The following is an 18536-nucleotide window of genomic DNA, read 5'->3' on the forward strand; positions in this document are numbered from 1 at the left end:
AATGAGTAAGGTATTATTTGTATTACATGATGCAAACCGTTCTGGAGCTCAAATTTTTATTCTGCAATTAATGCAATATTTAAAGTTTCAGTTTAATTTGAAATTTGAAATACTATTAAGAAATGCAGATGGAGATCTTCTTGATGAATATAGATCTCTAGCTGATTGTCATTATTGGAATATAAAACATGTATCTAACAGATCATCATTTCTTAGGTCAAAAATTGACAGCAGAAAAAGAGCGAGAGCGAGGGAGGAATTGAAGGCTTATCTCGCGGGTGCAGACTTTTCTCTTATATATAATAATACCATAACTAATGGTGCATTGATAAATGAATTGAGCTTTTTAAAAAAACCAGTGCTTACACATGTTCATGAGATGCAGCATTGGATTGAGAAAAGTGGTAAAAAAAATTTAACCTTCATCAAAGAAAATACAAATTTATTTATAGCGGTTTCCAATGCAGTTAAAAATTGCTTAGTAAATGAATATGATGTAAATCCTGAATCTGTTGAAGTCATTTACGGTTTTGTAAACTTTGAACAAATTCAAAAAAATAAAGGAATTAATTCCCTTAAATCCTTGCTTAAACTACCGAATGATACCATTATTATTGGAGCTTGTGGAGCGGAGATATGGAGAAAAGGTAAAGATTGGTTTATTCCGGTTGCAATAGATTTGTTGAGTGATGTGAACGACCACAGGGTCCATTTTGTATGGATCGGTGGATCCTTAAATGAGAGTTTAAATTTTGATTTAAGGATGAGCGGATTGAAAGATAGAGTACATTTTATAAAACATTTGCCTGAAGCCAGTACCTATTTTGGTGATTTTAAAATTTTTGCAATGTTATCGAGGGAAGATCCATTTCCACTGGTAAATTTAGAAGCTGCAGCTCAAGGAGTACCTATTATCACGTTTGATAAGAATGGAGGCACTCGGGAGTTAGTGGATAAGGGAATTGGAATCACAGTTCCTTATGGGAACTTAAAGAAATTTGCCGATGGCATCAGGTCACTTTTAATTGATGACATGACTTATAATCGATATAAAGAAAATGCTATAGAGGTTATAAAAAATGACCACGATATTAGCATTATTGCAACTGAAATTCATAAAGTAATAAATAGATTCAATGGATAACCTTAAGTTATTATCAATATATCTTCCTCAATTTCATCCAATACCAGAAAATGATAAAGCATGGGGTGAAGGTTTTACAGAATGGACGAATGTAAAGAAATCTAAACCATTATTTGATGGTCATTATCAACCTCATGTACCTCATAGTTCTATTGGCTATTATGATTTAGAGGATCCAAATACCCTTGTTGAACAAGCTAAATTAGCTAGAGAATATGGCATATATGGTTTTGCTTATTATCATTATTGGTTCAATGGTAAAAGATTGTTGAATCTTCCTATAGATAATATGTTATCACAAAAAAAGCCTGATTTTCCATTTTGTTTGATATGGGCAAATGAAAATTGGACCAAACGATGGGATGGTAAGGATGAAGAAGTGATTATGAAGCAGGATTACTCACTGGAGGATGATAAAGAACATATGGAATTTTTATGTAATAATGTGTTCAACGATGAGAGATATATTTGTGTGGATGATAAACCGGTATTTATAATTTACAAGACTGAATTGTTTCCAGACATAAAAAAAACGGTTGATGTTTGGAGAAAGACTGCAAAAGAGCATGGGTTCAAAGATCTGTATTTGGTCAGAGTAGAAAGTATTTCAAGGACCGATCCTTCTTCTATAGAATTTGATGCTGCAATGGAATTTGCACCTGACTGGAATAGTGTGCAACCAAGCACTGAGCATCAAAATTTAAAATCGAGAGATTATGCTCTTACAGTATTCAATATGCTATTGAAAAAATATGATTATAAGGTCTATCGATCCGTCTTTCCCGGATGGGATAACACTGCACGAAGAGGGGAGAATGCAACTATTTTTCTTGGTGCAAATAATGATATCTTTGAATATTTTCTTAAATGTACTATCCAAAATACCTTGAAATTAAATAAAAATGAACAATTTTTATTTGTCAATGCATGGAATGAATGGGCTGAAGGATGTCACCTGGAACCAGATGAAAAAAATGGGTTTAAAACACTTGATATTATTAAAAGACTTACCTCTAATAAAGAGTCAGTACAACTATATAATCAATATTTAAATGCATTGGAAAGAGCGGAGAAAGTGAAAAGTTCGAATTCGTATAAACTCGGAAATGCAATTCTTAATCCCTTTTCCAGAATAAAGAAAATATTAAATGGTTAACGTCTCCGTTATTCTTCCCAATTATAACCATGAAAAATTTCTTGAGCGTCGCATTCATACTATTTTAAATCAGACATATCAGGACTTTGAATTAATTGTTCTGGATGATTGTAGCAAAGATGATAGCGTACAAATTTTAAAGAAATATTCAAACCACCCAAAAGTCACCCATATTGTTTTAAATGAGAAAAATAGTGGTAGTACTTTTATCCAATGGAAAAAAGGAATTGATTTAGCTCAGGGTAAATTTATATGGATAGCTGAAAGTGACGATGAAGCTTCCCCTCATTTTCTTGAAAAACTGGTTCCGGTTTTGGACCGTGATAATAGTTTAGGCTTAGTTTATTCTCAAAGTCTAGTTATTGATGAGAATTCTGAGATTCTTTACAATAAGATCGAATGGACAAACGATTTATCTGAGATACATTGGAAGGAAGATTTTAAAAACTCCGGAAAGGATGAATGTCTGAATTATCTGTGCTTTAAGAATACAATCCCAAATGCCAGCGCGGTTATTTTTAGAAAAAAAGCTATTATCAATAGTCCATTACCGGTCGAAATGAAAATGACAGGTGATTGGTATTTTTGGGTTTCAATCCTTGGGAATACAAATCTTGCATTTATAGCTGAACCTCTTAATTTTTTCAGAGAAACGCAAACTTCAACCAGAGTTCATAATACGATCAAGAAAAGAATTCGTAGGCTCGAAGAAGGATTACTAGTAAGCCTATTGATTGTAAAATTATATAATCCCAAAAATGATGCATTTATTGCTGAGGTCAAAAGAAATCTTCTAAGCTATTTCGAATTGTGTGGTTACAAAGTATTTCTTACGAAACCTCTATTTTGGAATATGTTCTTTTCAAAATATAATTATGTTCTATTGGATACTTTGTACCAGTATTCTTCTCAAAGAAAATTGAAATGATGAAAAAAAAGATTGCGATTGTTTCTCCCAACAAGAATATTTATTCAGAATCATTTATAGAGGCTCATAAGAATTTTTTAATCGGTGAGAAGCATTATTTATATGGTGATTTGATTCCCGGTTTTTCTGATTTGAAAGGCTCATTAAAGCAATATTACTTCAGAAACAACTCTAAAGAAAAGATCGCTAAATTACTGCCTGTTTTTATTTATAATCGTATAATCAAGCCAAAAAAAGAGATAGATTATTTGCGTTTCTATCTAAAGAACGAAAGGATCAAATCGGTATTAGCTGAATATGGGACAACCGGTGCCAAGATAGCAGCTGTGTGTGAAGAACTAAACATTGATTTAATTGTGCATTTTCATGGATATGATGCATCGAAATATGAGGTATTAGAAGCAAATGAAAATGCGTACAGAATAATGTTTAACACCGCTAAAACAATAATAGTGGTTTCTGATAAAATGTTTGAGCAAATAAAGGGATTAGGTTGTCCACCCAAAAAAATTATTAAAAATACCTATGGACCCAGAAATGAATTCTTTTCAATAGAAAGGACGAACGTACAAAAACATTTTATAGGATTAGGAAGATTTGTTGACAAAAAAGCTCCTTATTATACGATATTGGCATTTAGAGAAGTTCTTAAAGAGCATCCCGAAGCCAAATTGACTATTGGAGGAGATGGGCCATTGCTTAATTCATGCAGAAACTTAGTTAGATTTTTAGATATGGAATCCTCTGTACTTCTTCCGGGGGTCTTACTTAGAGAGAATTTTATCGATCTGTTAACCGACTCAATAGCATTTGTCCAACATTCAATAATTGCTGAGGATGGAGATATGGAAGGTACGCCGGTTGCTATTTTAGAAGCATCTGCTGCAGGGTTACCGGTAATAGCTACCTACCATGCAGGAATTCCTGATGTCATAGAGCATGGAAAACATGGCTTTTTAGTCAGTGAGCATGATATTGAAAGTATGGCAAAATATATGAATCAACTTCTTGATGATATTGAGATGTCAAAAAAGATGGGTAGTAATGCCCGAACTAATATTTTGGAGAATTATACCATTGAAAGACACATTAAAGTTATCCAGGATTTATTATAGATAAAAATTAATTTTAGATGCATTTGCATAATATTGCTACATGATTTCCATTATAATTCCGGTATTTAATCGAGAAAAATATATTGAATATACACTACGCTCAGTTCTTGATCAGAATTATGATTATTGGGAATGTATTGTGGTTGATGATGGATCGACAGATAATTCAATTAAGATTATTGAATCGTTCTGTAAGGAGGATTCGCGTTTTCAATTAGTTCATCGAAAGCAATTGCCTAAAGGAGCTCCAACATGCAGGAATATAGGGTTGGATATGGCTAATGGTAAATATGTGATATTTTTAGATAGTGATGATTTACTGGCAAGCGATTGTTTACCCACTCGAATCAAATTAATGGATTGTTCTAAAGAAATGGATTTTGGAGTTTTTAGGGGAATGTTGTTTGCTCAGCATATGGGAGATAAAAATGTATTGATATCTTCATTTGAAAGTAAAGACATCGACCCGATTTTATCATTTATTAATTTAGATATTCCCTGGATAACGCTGAATCCAATTTACAGAATAGAATCGCTACGGATAAATCATATAAAATGGGATGAAGACCTGAAAGGCTATCAGGATATTGATTTTCATATGAATTGTATTTCTAAGAATTTAAAATTTAAAATTTTTGATAAGTCCTTACCAGATTGCTTTTGGCGTGTAGAAAATGAAGATAAGATGGGGTTGAGTCTTACAAAACTCAATTTTTTTGAAAGTAATAATAAGTTCATCGTTAATTTAATTACATATTTAAAAGAATTAAAAAGATTTGGTCGCCGGGAGAAGATCTCATTAATAAAATTTTGCAGACCCTACTTTGATAACATGATTCTTTTAAAGGAGAACAAAGAAACCTTTAAAATTGTTGATTTTATGGGAGAAAATCAATTGTTAACGAAACCTTTTTGTCTTTGGCTTAAATTAAACACAATCATTCAGATCTATTCTAATTATAGCATTCTAAAGAAATTGAGTTACAGATTAACACATAAACTAGTTTGGGGAAAAACACGTACTAATTATAGAAAAAAGTTCTTTTGTACCACTGAATTTGAGCCTATTATATGAATGAAAATAGCCTCTCCTTTACCATAATTATACCAACTTATAATTGCAAAAAAGTAATTTCTGATGCAATAAATTCTGTTGTACTTCAAACTTTTTCAAATTATGAAATAGTTTGTGTTGATGGTGCATCTGTTGATGGAACGGTTGAAGTTTTAAATGAATATGCAAATAAATATTCTTTCGTGAGGGTTTTGTCAGAACCGGATTCAGGGATATATGATGCGATGAATAAAGGGGTTTCAATGGCAGAAGGAGATTGGATTTTGTTTCTTGGAGCTGATGATAAACTTTATTCAAAGCATACTTTGGAAACGGTTTATAGAATGATAAAGTCTAACAATTTTGACTTTGTCTATGGGGATGTAGTGTTACAAGGTTCTACTAAAATATATGATGGACGATTCAATTTATTTAAATTGAATTTTAAGAACATTTGTCACCAGGCGATTTTTTATCATAATAGATTATTTGCTAAAGGAAATACTTTTGATATTGATTTGCGTGTTAACGCAGATTGGGAATTTAATTTGAAATGCTTTTTAGATCCTACTATACGAAAAAAATATATTCCAATTGTGATCTCAGAGTTCAATGAAACAGGAACAAGTTCAAATACGGAAGATGATATCGTTCATAGGAGACAGCAGTTGAGAAAAAGAATGCCTTATTGGATCAGAGTCTTTTTCAAATACAGACATACGAAGTTCGTAAGATTGATTTCTAGATTTTTTTTAAATAATCGTTATGCCTAAGGTATCTGTTGTTATTCCAAATTATAATCATGAAAAGTTTTTAGAAAGGAGAATTGACTCCGTTTTAGGCCAGACTTACAAAGATTATGAATTGATAATATTAGATGATCAGTCAACTGACAATAGTTCGCAAATCATTGAAAAATATGTAAATAAGAATCCTGAGTTGATTAAATATTTTCCTAATTCCAATAATTCAGGTTCCCCTTTTCATCAATGGAATAAAGGAATTGAACTGGCAGTGGGAGAGTTTATATGGATAGCCGAAAGTGATGATCTTGCAGATAATAATTTCCTGGAAGAAATGACTTCTGTGCTCGAGAATGACAGTGATATTGGATTGGTTTCCTGTATTTCTCAGGCCATTGATCAGGATGATCGAATTATCAGTGAAATTCATCCTGTAGTAAAACCCTATGCAAATGATATTTATCCTGTTAAGGATGAAGTGAAAATATTTAAGGGGGAATATTTTATCAGGCATTTGCTGATTAAGCGATGTTTGATACCCAATATTAGTGGCGTACTTTTTCGGAAGCAATGTTACCTGGATTCAGGAGGTTTGAATATTGATTACTCAAGAATAGGAGATTTTGAACTATATTTTAGGATGTTCAATAATTTTGATGTTGCATTTCTTCACAAAAGCCTCAACTATACGAGATATCATGATGATAAACTTTCAGCGACTAACACGAGGGTTTCCTTTGAGGAGTTGAGTAGATTATATACTTCGGTATTTAATACTTTTAATGTCTCATGGAAGGAGCGGCAAGAGATCGTAGCTTTTTATTATACGGTTTATAAACATGATATTTTTTATAATAAAAAGTTTACTTATCCTGAGAAGTTATCAATTTTTCATCATCTGGGAAAGATATCTCCTCGTACTTATAAGGAATTTATAAGATTTTTTATAGGGCATGTATTGTACAGAACAAAGACCCATTTTAGATAACTGTTATTGGTAGGATTTTCTATGAAAAAGATTCTATTTGTTACACACGAAGCCAAACGATCTGGTGCTCCCTTGTACCTGTATGGACTTATTTCTGAGTTCGTGAAATTTGATAAATTTGAAATATCAGTATTGATTCAAAGTAATGGGGAGCTTGAAGAGGATTTTTCAAAGTACGCTTCTATATATAAGTATATTCCAGATTTCTTAAGATCAAAAAGTATTGTTATTAGAACCCTTCTAAAGATTTTGGGCAGAAATAGAACATTAAAACTGTATCAGAAGAATTTGGTTAAAAACATTGATAATCAAAATTTTGATATCATATATTTCAACTCTCTTGCTTCTTTTCGCACTTTCAATCTTTTAAAGAAATTAGAATCTAAGAAAATAGTTCATGTGCATGAATTGGAAATGGTGATAAAAGGTTTCGATCAGGCTTCAATAGAGACTATGCTGAGGGAAAGTGATAGAATTATATCCAGTCAGCGATGTATTTCAAAGATGCTTTTAACCACTTATGAGATTGATCCTAAAAAGCTCATAGAGAATAATGTTTTCCTAAATCCTATAATGCAACTAAAAATTGATGGTTTTGAAAAGGGAAAGGAAAAGGCCAGATTTGTCATTGGTGGTTCAGGACCGGTTGAAAAACGTAAAGGAACCGATATTTTTATAGATTTTGCAATTCGATTTTTAAAGTTGCATACTAATTTACCTATCGATTTTATTTGGATCGGCAATAACAGTTCCTCTTTATATGAAATTTTAAAAAATAAGTTGAAAGCTGAAGGACTGACAGATCGAATTTTTTTCACGGGAAAAGTTACTAATCCTGAAGAACATTTCACTTTACTAAGTACATTCTTTCTTTCCTCAAGAGAAGAAGCATTTGGTTTGGTTGCTCTGGAAAATGCATATGCAGGTGTCCCCTTGATAAGTTTTAATATAGATGGAGATCTTCCTCTATTTATTAATAAATTTAAATGTGGGTCTGTGATTGAAATGAATGATTTTGAAGCATTCGAAAAATTTATTCTCAATTTGTATGGAGATGGAGATTTACTTAAAGAATATGGGAGGAAAGGTAAGCAGGGCGTGATTAAGGAATTTTTAGTAGACGAACAGGTAGGTAAAATTGCAAAAGAAATTATTTCCTTATGATATCGATTATAATTCCATCCAGAATTCCAGATAATTTGCATAGGACTAAGGAAAGTATTGAAAAGACTATTGGTGTTCCATTCCAGTTAATTCATTATAATAATATTTCTGATGGATTGGGTATCATACAGATTTTTGATGCTACCATAAAATCAGCGATATATGATAATATAGTATTTTGTCACGACGATATCATATTTCATTGCGAGGATTGGGGGAAGGAAGTTGTTAATTTATTGAGCAAAGCTGAGATCGGGCTTGTTGGGGTTTCCGGAGCAACTTATAAATCTGAATTTTCAACTTCATGGGTATCTGTTGATCCAATCTATTACAGGAGTAGTGCCTTTTTTAAGGATGCAAGCACATTAAATAAAGAAAATTACAAAGACGAATATTCCGTGGTTGCTTGTATTGATGGAATGTTTATGGGAATTCGGAAGGAGACTTGGAGTGATTTAAACATTGATAAGGACTTATCCGGATTTCATTTATATGATATGGAGCTATCTTTGAAAGTAGCTGAAATAGGGTTAAAAACAATAGTTGCCAATAAGATTATTGTACAACATTTGTCAGAAGGAAAATTTGATAAAAATTGGCTTCTTCAATCAAAAGCTTGGCATGATAAAAACCAAAATAAATTACCGATTGCGGTTGAGAATATAAGTGATGAAGAAAAGAAAATATTAAAGGTTGATGCTTTAAAGAAATGGATTTTGGTAAGAACTAAGCATAACTTCCTGGATTTTGGCATGATCAAAGAATTTGAAATGTTGTTTTTTACCCATAGAAGTTTTGATATAACTTTCATGAAAAGAATTTCTAAGGGTCTTGCAAAAAGGATGTATCTGAATTTAAAGAGTTCTTCAGCCAATCTAAAAAGGACTTTGCTAAATAATATTCTGGTTAAAAGAAGCAAGAACCCTGAATTCTGTATTATATCGAATAATTGTTGGGGAGGAGATGTATATGAGGCTTTTAAAAGGGAATATAATACTCCGTTTATAGGATTATTTATAAATGCCCCTTGCTATTTGAAATTAATTAAAAATCTGGATTTTTATTTGAATTGTGAATTGAGGTTTATCAAATATTCGAAATACGATATAAAGAATATAACCTATCCCGTTGGATTATTGAATGAAGAGATAGAGATACATTTTTTGCATTATAATAATGAGAATGAAGCGATACAAAAATGGAAGAGGCGAATATCCAGAATGCCTGCCGATTCTAAAAAATTTATATTTAAGATGGATGATCGTGACTTTGCTGATGAATCTTTAATGATAGAATTTCATAAGTTACCGTTTAAGAAAAAACTTTCCTTCTCTAAGAGCAAGTTGCATTATTCTGAAAATATTAAATTGACCAACCCGGAAGATCTTATTTTACTTTATACAACGTATTCTTTACTAGATCTTTCTCTATTCTTGAGAACAGGTATAATAAAAAATACTAAGTTCAATATAAATCTCACTAAAATAATAAAATATCCCTCTAAGTGGGCATGACAAAAGTAATATATATATTACCGGATGTAGATGCAGGTGTTACCTCTATTGTAAGAAACCTATTAAAGTTTCGAGATAAAACTGCAGGAATAAACTACAAAGTGATATTAACCAGAGAAATAGAGAGAAACTCAAATCATGTAGACTATAAATTAGATGCTGATGAACAGCACGTGTTAACCTATAGTAAATATGAGAACTTATATGCAGTTTTTAATCGATTAAAAAGGGAAATCCAATCACCAGAGGATATTATTGTGGCAAATGATGGTCTTGAATTACGCATGATCAATGCGTTGGGGATAAAAAATCGAGTTGTTTATATTATTCATGGAGACTTTGAATATTATTATGGTTTAATCAGGAAGTATGGAGGAATCATTGACAAAATTATTGCCTACAGCAGTGAGATAGAGGTAAAGGTAAATAAACTGGTTGCAGATCTGAACTTCTCCATTGAGGTTGAATTGAATTATTATCCAGTACCAGAAATCGAAATTAAAAAAGATTTTGAAAGATCAATTGATTTACTGTTTGTGGGTACCTTTGTTAAAAGGAAAGGCGTTCAGTATCTCCTTCAGATATATCAAAAGTTACGGTCTGAAAATGTTCATTTTAATCTACATCTTGTTGGAGGTGGAGAACTTGAAAAGGAACTTTTTGATGCTTTCAGAAATGAAAAGAGCGTTGTATTCCATGGATTGTTATCGAATGATAAAGTCATTGAAATAATGAAAATGTCAAAAGTACTTTTGTTTCCGTCCTTATCGGAAGGACTGCCAAATGTACTCGTTGAAGCTATGAAGGCAGGATGTGTACCGATTAGTCATGACTTACCCAGTGGGGTACATGATCTTATAGACCATGGTGTTACCGGATACATTGTTAATATTGGAGCAATAGATGAATTTTCTGCTTATGCAGAGAGTTTACTTTTAAATCAGAATATCAGAGAAGACATTTCTGTTCGTACCAGTTCAAAAATGAACGATATGTTTGAGCCTTTCGAAAATGCTAAAAAATATGAGAAAACTATTTTAGGTACAAGTGGTAAAAAAATAAAGGTCTATAATAAGATCAATGAAGGAGGATTTTTGAATAAACCTTTCATGCCTAATTTTTTTGTAAAAGTAATCAGGCGTCTAAAATTGAATAGTAAATTATAAAAGATCTTAATTCTTCATTTTGAAGAATAAAACTGTATTTTTCTGTGGATAAAAGTATTGAAAGAATTTATATATCTTGTCACAAAGGTGATTTTTGGCAAACTAAGATTTGTGTGGCCTCTATTCGGTATTGGTATCCGCAAATTCCAATTTTTTTGATAAAGGATCTGAGCAGTGGGCAATTCGATACCTCATTCTTGGAGTATAAGTTTAATGTTGATATAGCAAAGTTCCCAATAGATAAATTTGGCTGGGGTGTTTCAAAATTAGAACCCTATTTTATCGAAGAAAAGGTGAGATGCTTAATATTGGACTCCGATATTGTTTTTCTTGGAAAAGTGATCGATTATTTAAACATATACGAGGAAACAATCGTCGTGTCATCGGATGGAATTAAGGATGAAACCTCGGCTTGGTTTAAGCGAACTTATTATGATCTACATCAAATTAATAGCAAAATAGATCCGGATTTTAAATATCCTGGTTTTACCTTTAACACTGGTCAATTGGTAGTTGATACAAATCTATTAAGTCGTTCCGATTTTGATTTTGCAATTGAATGGTCGACACCTCCAAAAGTGAAACAGCCTGAAATTTTTGCTTGTGCAGATCAGGGAATTCTTAATTATTATCTTCCTTACCTTGAACAGCAGGGTAATTTGAAAATTGCAAAGTCTTCATTTAAGATTTGGGGGAATAGTCCTGAAGTTAATACTATCGATCTAAAGATTATTCAAAGGAAAGAGGGATATCCGAAATTAATTCATTGGGCGGGTGGCTTTAGATTTATGGAACAATTGAATCGCAGGGATGTTATAGAGTTTTATCAAAAAGAATACTATTCCAGGTTTAGTTTTGGCGAGTTAAGAAGAAAAATTGAAAACTTTAAGCTTACAATAAAGTTTAAATACATTTTGTCGATTTATAAAAGATTAAAGTAATGAGCCCTTTAGTTTCTGTTTTAATGACGGTATATAACCGTGAGGAGTATATTGCTCAGGCTATTGAAAGTGTTTTAAATTCAACCTTTAATAGTTGGGAATTGATTATAGTTGATGATGGTAGTACCGATAGCTCTTTGGAAATTGCTAATAAATATGCAAAAACGGATTCCCGGATTCATGTTTACATGAACGAAGTAAATTTAGGGGATTATCCCAACAGGAATAAAGCAGCTTCCTATGCCAAGGGTAAATATTTGAAATATGTGGATGCCGATGATTTAATATACCCATATGGTCTTGAGCAACTGGTATTTTACATGGATCAATTTCCGGAAGCTGGCTATGGGTTGTGCTCGCTAGAGCAGGATTCAAACCGGATTTATCCTTTTTGTTTAAATTCGGAAGAGACTTTCAGAAGAAATTATATTGAAGGTAAATCTATTTTCCATAAAGCGCCATTGTCGAGTATTATTAGAAAGGATGCGTTTGATCAGGTTGGAGGATTTTCAGAGGTAAGACATTTTGGTGATTTTGAGATGTGGCATAAATTATCCATGAGGTATCCACTTGTCTTAATGCCACATGGTATTGTTTGGTATCGTGTTAGTGCAAATCAGGAAGCAGCCAAAAGAAGGGCGAAACCTTTACTTCCGGTAATGACTTTTCAGGCTGCTGAGAATTACGTATTGAAAGAGGATTTTCCTCTGAAAGGGGAGGAAAGAATACAGGTAAAGAAGCAGTATGAAAAACTTATTGCATCAGCAGTTATTTTTGGTTACAGAAAATGGGGAATTAAAACAGGAAATGAAATCCGTAAACTCGCTAAATTAAATTATACTCAATTAATTGTCAATAAATTTTTAAACTGATCTTTATGAGAGTACTAATAAATTTAATACGTTTCTTTATGGATCGTGTTTTAAGAAATATTTATTGGATCTTTCGTCTTTTAAATGCAGATATCGCTAGCACAGTATCGATTGCATTTCCAATTATCGTTGAAGGAAAGGGAAGAATTAGGTTAGGTGCCAACACTAAAATTGGTCGTAATGTTGAATTAGGAGTGGGTGAGGGTGCAAAACTTCATATTGTGTCCAATGGAGAAATTCAAAAAGAGTCTATAATTCGTATTTCCAAGGATTGTAATCTTTTGGCAGGTGATGCTTTTAAATTAGGAAAAAGTACGAGGTTATTTGTACAGCAGGACTGGGAAATTCAGAATAATGTACATATTGAAACCCATTGTGATATCTTTTCAAGGGAAAGTGGTTATTTTGGTAAATTAACCATCGGTCAGGGTACCCATATTGGTGACTATACAATTATTGATGTTTGTGATAATATTACCATTGGAGACAATGTTGCAATCGGGCCTAATTGTACCATTTATTCTCATGACCATGATTATACGAATAAGAAGCTGCCGGCCTGGCAGGGAGGCGTTATTACAAAGCCCGTGAAAATAGCGGATGGTGCATGGATAGGCAGTAATGTAACTATTTTACCCGGAGTATGTATTGGAGAGAGATGTGTAGTAGCTGCCGGAAGTGTAGTAACAAAAGATGTTATAAAAGAAACGATTGTCGGAGGTGTTCCGGCGAAGCCAATAAAGACCATATAAAATATGCAGAATAAAGGCGTAATTTATACAGCCAGCGGTAAAAAATATGTTAAAGAAGCTATTCATTCCGCTAAATCCATAAAGAAATATAATAAGGATTTAAAGGTTACATTATTTACTTGTGATCAGGATGTGAAGAGTAAATACTTTGACAATGTTATTGTTCAGCCTAATAACAAGCATCCACAAAAATATAAAATTGAAAATATGGTTAATTCACCATATGATCATACTTTATATATAGATTCCGATACAGAAATCACTGCAAGTATCGCAGAATTATTCGATTTTCTTTTGATCTATGATATGGGGTTAACGAATAGGGTTTATTGTAATTTTGATAATCCAAAAAAAATAATTTTCATCGATTATATAGATAAAGAGTGTTATAACGGGGGTTTTTTATTATTTAATAAAACCAAAGAGACCACAGAATTTCTTTCTCAATGGTCGAAAATCATGAATAGAAATAAGGATGATGAGATTCGACCAGGATCTCCAACCGGCGACCAAATTCCACTCAATAACCTTATATTCAAAGAGAATTTATTGGAAAGTTTAGGTATAAAATATGTAATTCTTCCAAACAAAATATACAATGCTAGGCCATGGTGCTGGAAACCGATGAAAGAAGCCGGTGAATTCCAAAATATAAAGATTTTACATAACAAAGGATTGAATGTATCCCTATATACCAAAGTAATTAGAAAAATTAAACATAAGATTAAATCTACTTATGCCAATAGATAGAGAAAAGCAGTTAATATTTGTTCATATACCTAAAGTTGCCGGTACCAGTATAGAAAAAGCATTCAATATGTATGGAGATCACTTTAATAGTAGTTTCGAGAATGCATTTGGTCAATATAGCCATGAAAATGAAACTTATGCTTTACAGCATATAAGCATTTTTCAATTAGAAAAATTGGGTATACTTCAGGGTGATAAGTTAAAGAAATTTTATTCTTTTTGTTTTGTAAGAAATCCTTGGGATAGAGCTGTTTCAGATTTTAAATGGCATAGATCTGTAAGAAATAAAAATTTTAAATTCAGAGCATATCTAAAGGAAGCTTTGAATATAACCCAGCAATATGAAAAGAATCGAACCATAAATTATACAAATTGTCATTACGTACCCCAATCCTGGTATATTTATGATTCTGAAGGAGTTAAAGGAGTTGACTTCATAGGGAAATATGAAAGTTTAGAAAAGGATATAAACTTTATTATGACACAACATAAAATGGAAGAAGTTAGCTTAACCAATAGTAATCAAGGAAAAGCTATACCTTATGTTTTTTATTTTTTGGACATTAGAAATATTTTTCTGATCAGTAAAATCTATAGGGAAGATATCAAAAACTTTAACTATACCTTTTTCAAAAGCAATGCGCTTAAGTTGTTTGTTAGTAGGGTATTAAAGAAAATCGGGTAAATTTCAAACAGTTTTTTTATCATTGTGTCTAAAGTTTCAATCATAATACCAATTTTTAATTCTGAGAATTATATAATTCAAACTCTAAATTCCGTATTCAGCCAGGAATTACAGAATTTTGAAATTATTATGATCGATGATAATTCAACAGATAATTCATTTGAGATTATTCAAGAATTCAGATCAGAGCAGGTTAGGATATTTAAAAATTTAAAAAGTGGTGCGTGCGCTGCCAGAAATTATGGTTTTAGTCTCTCAACGGGGGATTATATTCAATATTTGGACGCCGATGATCTCCTTAGTAATGACAAGTTACAAAAACAGGTAGCTATCTTACGAGAAAATCCGGAACATATTGCCGTTTGTAATACAGCTGTCTTTTTCGATGATCCCGAATCTGGTAAGATCACCGATACATCATATTTATATACAACGAATGATGTTGATGAATTTTTATTGAATCTTTATGGAGCGGAAGGAAATCCACATATGATTCAAACTTCGGCCTGGTTAACTCCTCGAGCATTGATAGAGAAAGCAGGTCCTTGGGATGAAAATCTATTGAGAGATCAGGATGGGGAATTCTTTTGCAGGGTATTGTCAAAGGCTAAGGGGGTACAATATGTTGAAGGTCCCGTAAATTACTATCGAAAATACAGATTGGGGTCAAATATTACATCAGCAAAATTAATGTCATTTTATCAAAGTGAATTTGATGCAATACAGTCAAAGGAAAACATTTTGCAGCATACCTCGCATCAGGAGAAATACCGAAAAGCAATGGCGCTTCAATATAAACGCTTAGCCGTCAATACGTATCCACAATTTAAGGAACTAAGTAATCGATCTATCCAAAAGGCTAAGGCTTTGGGAGGTAGTTCATATATACCTTTATTGGGAGGAAGATTCATCGAGACTTTAAATAGTCTTTTTGGATGGAAAGTTGCACGATCAGCGCGTTATCACCTTCATAATATTTTAAATAGATAAATTAAGTTCACTTGGAGTCCTTCTTATTTATTACTTCGGCGAATCTTGCCTCGAATCCAAGGCTATACAAAGAAATTACATCCGCATTGATTGCTGGTTATAATGTCACTTTAATACAATTTAAACTTGGAAATTGGAGCGATGAAAATACGGAAATTATAAAGGGAAAATTATTAGTAGATTTTCCACAAAGCATTGATTTTATTACTTTAAAAGCAACAGCAGAAAATAAACTGGATTATTTATTATGGGGAAGTCTTGAAAAGTTATGCAGGAAGACTTACAGGTTATTTAAAAAAAGCACTTTGATTACTGCACTTGCATCTTCGAGAAGGTCTGTTCAGTTGTATCGGAAAATGCGAGAATTAAAGCATATACCAAATTTAATCATCGCGCATAACCTGGCCGCCTTATATCCTGCATTTCAATTTTCAAAAAAGCATCAAATTCCTTTCACCTTTGATGTTGAAGATTACCATCCAGGTGAAGACATTTCCTTTGACCGTAGTAATGAACGTTTACGGCGAGAGAGATTAATGCGTGATTTGATACCAGAAGCTACCGCAGTAACCCATGCAAGTCCACTCATTGAAAGCACTACTCTTGAATTGACAGGGAAAATATCAAAATCAACGGTTGTATTAAATGGTTTCAATGAATATGAATTTGAGTCACCATTCGAAAATAGACAGAACCTTCCAAGGTTTATCTGGTTTTCTCAAAAAATAGGACGGGGACGCGGGCTTGAGGAATTATTTGAAGCCTTCAAACAGGTCGCGGACTTTTCGGAAGCTGCTTGTGAAATTTATCTGATAGGAGAATTAGAAACAGGATTTAATCAGGAAGTCTTACAGCCTTTTGTCGAAACTATTGCGAATAGTTCTATAGATATAAAATGTCTTGAGCCGATGGCTCAGGCTGTTTTGCATCGTATGCTTAGAGAATTTGATATTGGTTTGGCACTGGAATTTAACACGACCGATCTTAACAGACAACTATGTATTACCAATAAAATTTTGGCATATGCACAATCCGGGATTTATATTCTCGCAACGGATACACCTGCTCAAAAATCATTTATTAAAGAATTTAATGATTTAGGTTGTTTAACAGGCCAGAATATCAGTGATCTGAAGAATACGATTTTAAAGATCATAGAAGAAATAGAAAGTATTAGAGCAAATAGATCGGAAAGATTTCGTATTGGAAGTCAGTTTAGTTGGGATAACGAGTCTGTTAAGATCATTGCATTATGGAAAGAAATTTTAGATGGAACAAAATAAAACCTTATTGATTATTTACCCACATTGGTTTCCAGCTAATCTTGCCGGTGTCCAAAGACCACGGCTGATCGGTAATTATTTACCAGAACTGGGATGGAATGTCAGGGTTTTAACGGTAAAAGAAACATATTTTGAAGAGAAACCAGATCCGGATTTTGAAAAATTATTTGCTTCTCATTTTGACACCACCCGAGTAGATGCATTTCCTGTGACTAACCCCAGAGTTATCGGTGATATTGGATTAAGGGCATTTTATCAGTTATATAAGGAAGGACTCAAGGTTTTAAAATCAGAATCCATCGATTTTATGTGGTTACCGATCCCTTCATTTTATAATGCCTTACTCGGTAGGTTACTCTATGAAAAGACTAGGGTACCTTATGGAGTAGATTATATAGATCCTTGGGTTAGAGATATTAGCAATCAAAATAATTTACGAGCTAAGGTTAGTCAGTGGTTTGCACGATTTCTTGAACCTATTTCAATTAAAAAAGCGTCCTTGATCAGTGGTGTATCTGCCCCTTACTATACTCCCGCATTGGAAAGAAATTTCCCTGATATTTATGAAAAGAATGGAAGGTTAAAAACGTTATTTCGGAATCCAAATACAAATGAAAACCTGGTACAGGTTGCTATGCCATATGGGTTTGACCCGAATGATCATGCTGTTGAAATAGAAGGTTTAAAGTTGCCGTGGAGTGAAATTCCGGAATGTAAACCCTGGATATATGCCGGTGCTTTTTTGCCTAATTCTCATCTATTTGTGGATAGTCTTTTTCAATCGATAGCATCATTAAAAAAGAGAGACCTATGGGATCCGGCTATACGACTGTTTTTTATAGGAACAGGACCTTATCCTGCAAAAAGAATCACGGCATATGCGGCCGATCATGGAATTGAGGATATTGTTATAGAAGATAGAGAGCGTCATCCTTTTCTACATATACTGAATTATCTGAGTAAAGCTGACAAAGTCATGTTGATTGGTAGTACGGAGAAACACTATACGGCCTCTAAGACATTTCAATGTATTTTAAGTAAAAGACCAATTTTAGCGATACTTCATGAATTAAGTTCAGCTACCGGTATCTTGAAGAAATGTCAAGCCAATAATTATTTAGTGAACTATACTGAAAATTTAAATACAGAAGGCTTGAATATGATGATTGAAGATAAATTATCTGATCTTCAACATATCGATGAGGTGGCTTATAATTTATTGCCATTGGAAGAATTTACCTCCTATGAATCAGCTAAAAAACTTTCAATTGCAATTCATTCTATATTATAA

At 32.8% G+C, this 18536-nt stretch carries 18 protein-coding genes; all 18 read left to right on the plus strand.

The annotated features are described in order from the left end of the window. The first annotated feature begins 1 nt into the window (after position 1). The 18 genes from DMZ48_RS04215 to DMZ48_RS04300 are packed head-to-tail and all read left to right on the plus strand — an operon-like array spanning position 2 to position 18536. Entirely contained in the window at positions 2 to 1144 is a 1143-nt protein-coding gene (locus DMZ48_RS04215; RefSeq protein ID WP_143953876.1) for a glycosyltransferase family 4 protein, read from the plus strand. After that, positions 1137 to 2300, plus strand: a complete 1164-nt coding sequence (locus DMZ48_RS04220; RefSeq protein ID WP_143953877.1) for a glycoside hydrolase family 99-like domain-containing protein — start codon at positions 1137 to 1139, stop codon at positions 2298 to 2300. Before DMZ48_RS04215 ends, DMZ48_RS04220 begins: the two co-directional genes overlap by 8 nt. After that, on the plus strand, positions 2293 to 3228 hold the full coding sequence (locus DMZ48_RS04225; RefSeq protein ID WP_143953878.1) for a glycosyltransferase: 936 nt from the start codon (positions 2293 to 2295) through the stop codon (positions 3226 to 3228). Before DMZ48_RS04220 ends, DMZ48_RS04225 begins: the two co-directional genes overlap by 8 nt. After that, the gene (locus tag DMZ48_RS04230; RefSeq protein ID WP_143953879.1) at positions 3225 to 4343 is read left to right on the plus strand and encodes a glycosyltransferase; all 1119 of its coding nucleotides are present in this window, start codon (positions 3225 to 3227) and stop codon (positions 4341 to 4343) included. The genes DMZ48_RS04225 and DMZ48_RS04230 overlap by 4 nt, the downstream gene beginning before the upstream one ends. Before the next feature lie 40 nt (positions 4344 to 4383). Further along, a complete protein-coding gene (locus tag DMZ48_RS04235) occupies positions 4384 to 5418 on the plus strand; it encodes a glycosyltransferase family 2 protein (protein WP_143953880.1) in 1035 nt (344 codons plus the stop codon). Continuing rightward, positions 5415 to 6170, plus strand: coding sequence for a glycosyltransferase family 2 protein (locus DMZ48_RS04240; protein WP_143953881.1), 756 nt, complete (start codon positions 5415 to 5417; stop codon positions 6168 to 6170). The genes DMZ48_RS04235 and DMZ48_RS04240 overlap by 4 nt, the downstream gene beginning before the upstream one ends. After that, positions 6163 to 7128, plus strand: a complete 966-nt coding sequence (locus DMZ48_RS04245; RefSeq protein WP_143953882.1) for a glycosyltransferase family 2 protein — start codon at positions 6163 to 6165, stop codon at positions 7126 to 7128. Before DMZ48_RS04240 ends, DMZ48_RS04245 begins: the two co-directional genes overlap by 8 nt. Positions 7129 to 7149: 21 nt before the next feature. Further along, positions 7150 to 8292: a glycosyltransferase family 4 protein gene (locus DMZ48_RS04250; protein WP_143953883.1), complete on the plus strand. Its 1143-nt coding sequence runs from the start codon at positions 7150 to 7152 to the stop codon at positions 8290 to 8292. Continuing rightward, positions 8289 to 9806, plus strand: coding sequence for a DUF1919 domain-containing protein (locus DMZ48_RS04255; protein WP_143953884.1), 1518 nt, complete (start codon positions 8289 to 8291; stop codon positions 9804 to 9806). Before DMZ48_RS04250 ends, DMZ48_RS04255 begins: the two co-directional genes overlap by 4 nt. Continuing rightward, the gene (locus tag DMZ48_RS04260; RefSeq protein ID WP_143953885.1) at positions 9803 to 10972 is read left to right on the plus strand and encodes a glycosyltransferase; all 1170 of its coding nucleotides are present in this window, start codon (positions 9803 to 9805) and stop codon (positions 10970 to 10972) included. The genes DMZ48_RS04255 and DMZ48_RS04260 overlap by 4 nt, the downstream gene beginning before the upstream one ends. Positions 10973 to 11016: 44 nt before the next feature. After that, the gene (locus DMZ48_RS04265; protein WP_162558660.1) at positions 11017 to 11913 is read left to right on the plus strand and encodes a glycosyltransferase; all 897 of its coding nucleotides are present in this window, start codon (positions 11017 to 11019) and stop codon (positions 11911 to 11913) included. Further along, entirely contained in the window at positions 11913 to 12785 is an 873-nt protein-coding gene (locus DMZ48_RS04270; RefSeq protein ID WP_143953887.1) for a glycosyltransferase family 2 protein, read from the plus strand. The genes DMZ48_RS04265 and DMZ48_RS04270 overlap by 1 nt, the downstream gene beginning before the upstream one ends. A 5-nt stretch (positions 12786 to 12790) precedes the next feature. Then, positions 12791 to 13537 (plus strand): acyltransferase, encoded by a 747-nt coding sequence (locus DMZ48_RS18740; protein ID WP_143953888.1) that lies wholly within the window; start codon positions 12791 to 12793, stop codon positions 13535 to 13537. A gap of 3 nt (positions 13538 to 13540) precedes the next feature. Beyond that, positions 13541 to 14287, plus strand: a complete 747-nt coding sequence (locus DMZ48_RS04280; RefSeq protein WP_143953889.1) for a glycosyltransferase family protein — start codon at positions 13541 to 13543, stop codon at positions 14285 to 14287. Continuing rightward, positions 14274 to 14972 carry a sulfotransferase family 2 domain-containing protein gene (locus DMZ48_RS04285; RefSeq protein WP_143953890.1) on the plus strand — a complete coding sequence of 233 codons (699 nt, stop codon included), beginning with the start codon at positions 14274 to 14276 and terminating at the stop codon, positions 14970 to 14972. Before DMZ48_RS04280 ends, DMZ48_RS04285 begins: the two co-directional genes overlap by 14 nt. Before the next feature lie 24 nt (positions 14973 to 14996). Then, complete coding sequence (locus tag DMZ48_RS04290) at positions 14997 to 15962, plus strand: glycosyltransferase family 2 protein (protein WP_162558661.1); 966 nt, start codon at positions 14997 to 14999, stop codon at positions 15960 to 15962. A gap of 11 nt (positions 15963 to 15973) precedes the next feature. Beyond that, positions 15974 to 17245 (plus strand): glycosyltransferase family protein, encoded by a 1272-nt coding sequence (locus DMZ48_RS04295; RefSeq protein WP_143953892.1) that lies wholly within the window; start codon positions 15974 to 15976, stop codon positions 17243 to 17245. After that, on the plus strand, positions 17232 to 18536 hold the full coding sequence (locus tag DMZ48_RS04300; RefSeq protein WP_143953893.1) for a glycosyltransferase family protein: 1305 nt from the start codon (positions 17232 to 17234) through the stop codon (positions 18534 to 18536). Before DMZ48_RS04295 ends, DMZ48_RS04300 begins: the two co-directional genes overlap by 14 nt.

Source organism: Robertkochia solimangrovi (assembly GCF_007279655.1).
Taxonomy (GTDB): Bacteria; Bacteroidota; Bacteroidia; order Flavobacteriales; family Flavobacteriaceae; genus Robertkochia; species Robertkochia solimangrovi.

Excerpts from the sequence above, each read along its gene's own strand:
- DMZ48_RS04230 (WP_143953879.1), top strand. The coding sequence starts at position 3,225 with ATGATGAAAAAAAAGATTGCGATTGTTTCTCCCAACAAGAATATTTAT.
- DMZ48_RS04270 (WP_143953887.1), top strand. The coding sequence starts at position 11,913 with ATGAGCCCTTTAGTTTCTGTTTTAATGACGGTATATAACCGTGAGGAG.
- DMZ48_RS04220 (WP_143953877.1), top strand. The coding sequence starts at position 1,137 with ATGGATAACCTTAAGTTATTATCAATATATCTTCCTCAATTTCATCCA.
- DMZ48_RS04225 (WP_143953878.1), top strand. The coding sequence starts at position 2,293 with ATGGTTAACGTCTCCGTTATTCTTCCCAATTATAACCATGAAAAATTT.
- DMZ48_RS18740 (WP_143953888.1), top strand. The coding sequence starts at position 12,791 with ATGAGAGTACTAATAAATTTAATACGTTTCTTTATGGATCGTGTTTTA.
- DMZ48_RS04285 (WP_143953890.1), top strand. The coding sequence starts at position 14,274 with ATGCCAATAGATAGAGAAAAGCAGTTAATATTTGTTCATATACCTAAA.
- DMZ48_RS04255 (WP_143953884.1), top strand. The coding sequence starts at position 8,289 with ATGATATCGATTATAATTCCATCCAGAATTCCAGATAATTTGCATAGG.
- DMZ48_RS04250 (WP_143953883.1), top strand. The coding sequence starts at position 7,150 with ATGAAAAAGATTCTATTTGTTACACACGAAGCCAAACGATCTGGTGCT.
- DMZ48_RS04235 (WP_143953880.1), top strand. The coding sequence starts at position 4,384 with ATGATTTCCATTATAATTCCGGTATTTAATCGAGAAAAATATATTGAA.
- DMZ48_RS04240 (WP_143953881.1), top strand. The coding sequence starts at position 5,415 with ATGAATGAAAATAGCCTCTCCTTTACCATAATTATACCAACTTATAAT.
- DMZ48_RS04300 (WP_143953893.1), top strand. The coding sequence starts at position 17,232 with ATGGAACAAAATAAAACCTTATTGATTATTTACCCACATTGGTTTCCA.
- DMZ48_RS04260 (WP_143953885.1), top strand. The coding sequence starts at position 9,803 with ATGACAAAAGTAATATATATATTACCGGATGTAGATGCAGGTGTTACC.
- DMZ48_RS04245 (WP_143953882.1), top strand. The coding sequence starts at position 6,163 with ATGCCTAAGGTATCTGTTGTTATTCCAAATTATAATCATGAAAAGTTT.
- DMZ48_RS04280 (WP_143953889.1), top strand. The coding sequence starts at position 13,541 with ATGCAGAATAAAGGCGTAATTTATACAGCCAGCGGTAAAAAATATGTT.
- DMZ48_RS04215 (WP_143953876.1), top strand. The coding sequence starts at position 2 with ATGAGTAAGGTATTATTTGTATTACATGATGCAAACCGTTCTGGAGCT.